This window comes from Microcystis sp. 0824, assembly GCF_003112475.1.
Lineage (GTDB): Bacteria > Cyanobacteriota > Cyanobacteriia > Cyanobacteriales > Microcystaceae > Microcystis > Microcystis aeruginosa_C.
In genome coordinates this window covers 1-2,790 of sequence record NZ_BDSM01000044.1, presented here as the reverse complement: position 1 = coordinate 2,790, position 2,790 = coordinate 1, and the positions used below count along the sequence as shown (strand labels likewise).

Sequence of the window (2,790 nt, the reverse complement as noted above, 5' to 3'; positions counted from 1 at the left end):
GATCCGAAGATATCCGAATGGGGCAACCCTAAACACGACCACCTGAATACATAGGGTGGAGCGAGCAAACCTGGTGAACTGAAACATCTTAGTAGCCAGAGGAAAAGAAAGCAACAGCGATTCCCCCAGTAGCGGCGAGCGAAAAGGGAACAGCCTAAACCAAGTTCTGCGGAACTTGGGGTCGTGGGACAGTGACAAAAGACTGGGAAATTTAGACGAAGCGGCTGAAAACCGCACCAGAGAAGGTGAAAGTCCTGTAGTCGAAAAAGGAACCAGCTTAACTGCATCCCGAGTAGCATGGGGCACGTGAAATCCCGTGTGAATCTGCCTCGACCACGAGGTAAGGCTAAATATTCCCGTGTGACCGATAGAGAAACAGTACCGCGAGGGAAAGGTGAAAAGAACCCCGGAAGGGGAGTGAAATAGAACATGAAACCGTTAGCCTACAAGCAATGGGAGGACGATTGAACGTCTGACCGTGTGCCTGTTGAAGAATGAGCCGGCGACTTACAGGTTATGGCAGGTGAAGGGGGAAGACCCCACAGCCCCAGCGAAAGCGAGTCTGAATAGGGCGAAGCGTCATAATTTGTAGACCCGAACCCGGGTGATCTAACCATGGCCAGGATGAAGCTTGGGTAAAACCAAGTGGAGGTCCGAACCGACTAATGTTGAAAAATTAGCGGATGAGCTGTGGTTAGGGGTGAAATGCCAATCGAACTCGGAGCTAGCTGGTTCTCCCCGAAATGTGTTGAGGCGCAGCGGTAGTGGAAGTTTAGTCGGGGTAAAGCACTGTTTCGCCGCGGGCTGGGAGACCGGTACCAAGGCGAGGCAAACTCTGAATACGGCTAAAAAAACTACCAGTGAGACGGTGGGGGATAAGCTTCATCGTCAAGAGGGAAACAGCCCAGACCACCAGCTAAGGTCCCCAAATGATAACTAAGTGAGAAAGGAGGTGGGAGTGCATTGACAACCAGGAGGTTTGCCTAGAAGCAGCAATCCTTAAAAGAGTGCGTAATAGCTCACTGGTCAAGCGCTCCTGCGCCGAAAATGAACGGGGCTAAGTTATCTACCGAAGCTGTGGACTACATTGTAGTGGTAGGGGAGCGTTCTATAGGGGGTGAAGCAGTAGCGGCAAGCAGCTGTGGACTCTATAGAAGTGAGAATGTCGGCTTAAGTAGCGAAAATGTGGGTGAGAATCCCACACCCCGAAACCCCAAGGTTTCCTCCGCAAGGCTCGTCCGCGGAGGGTCAGTCAGGACCTAAGGCGAGGCTGAAAAGCGTAGTCGATGGACAACGGGTTAACATTCCCGTACCGATTAATGATTGTGCCGGAGAACGGAGAAGGTCAACGTCAGCTGGATGTTGGTTACCAGTGCAAGCAGTCGAGGCGATGAGAGGTGGAGAAAACACCAGGAGCTAAGACGCGAGTCCCACCTCCCACGGGAGGGAAGTGGCGTTGATCAAGCTTCCTAGAAAAGCCCGAACCACGTTAATCATTAATTGCCTGTACCCGAAACCGACACAGGTGGGGAAGTAGAGAATACTAAGGGGCGCGAGATAACTCTCTCTAAGGAACTCGGCAAAATGACCCCGTAACTTCGGGAGAAGGGGTACCCTCGCAAGAGGGTCGCAGTGAATAGGCCCAGGCGACTGTTTACCAAAAACACAGGTCTCCGCCAAGTCGTAAGACGCAGTATGGAGGCTGACGCCTGCCCAGTGCCGGAAGGTTAAGGAAGTTGGTCAGGAGTAATCTAAAGCTGACGACCGAAGCCCCGGTGAACGGCGGCCGTAACTATAACGGTCCTAAGGTAGCGAAATTCCTTGTCGGGTAAGTTCCGACCCGCACGAAAGGCGTAACGATCTGGGCACTGTCTCGGAGAGAGACTCGGCGAAATAGGATTGTCTGTGAAGATACGGACTACCTGCACCTGGACAGAAAGACCCTATGAAGCTTTACTGTAGCCTGGAATTGGCTTCGGGCTTCGCTTGCGCAGGATAGGTGGGAAGCTTTGAAACTCTCCTCGTGGGGAGAGTGGAGCTAACGGTGAGATACCACTCTGGCGAGGCTAGAATTCTAACCCTGACCCCTCATCGGGGCGGGAGACAGTTTCAGGTGGGCAGTTTGACTGGGGCGGTCGCCTCCTAAAAGGTAACGGAGGCGCGCAAAGGTTCCCTCGGTCCCGTTGGAAATGGGACGATAGAGTGCAAAAGCAGAAGGGAGCTTGACTGTGAGACCCACAAGTCGAACAGGGACGAAAGTCGGCTTTAGTGATCCGACGGCACCGCGTGGAAGGGCCGTCGCTCAACGGATAAAAGTTACTCTAGGGATAACAGGCTGATCTCCCCCAAGAGTTCACATCGACGGGGAGGTTTGGCACCTCGATGTCGGCTCATCGCAACCTGGGGCTGAAGTCGGTCCCAAGGGTTGGGCTGTTCGCCCATTAAAGCGGTACGTGAGCTGGGTTCAGAACGTCGTGAGACAGTTCGGTCCATATCCGGTGTAGGCGTAAGAGCATTGCGAGGAGCCTTCCTTAGTACGAGAGGACCGGGAAGGACGCACCGCTGGTGTACCTGTTATCGTGCCAACGGTAAACGCAGGGTAGCCATGTGCGGAGCGGATAACCGCTGAAAGCATCTAAGTGGGAAGCCCACCTCCAGATGATTGCTCTCATGGCATTAAGCCAGTAAGGTCTCGGGTAGACTACCCGTTGATAGGCTCTAGATGGAAGCTCGGTAACGAGTGCAGTCGAGGAGTACTAACCGACCGAGGGCTTGACCTGATTCTTCTTT

General features: G+C 53.5%; 1 rRNA gene. It reads left to right on the top strand.

The features are described 5' to 3' along the window. Positions 1–2,780, top strand: a 23S ribosomal RNA gene (locus N0824_RS13795); the annotation flags it as partial. Positions 2,781–2,790 lie beyond the last annotated feature (10 nt).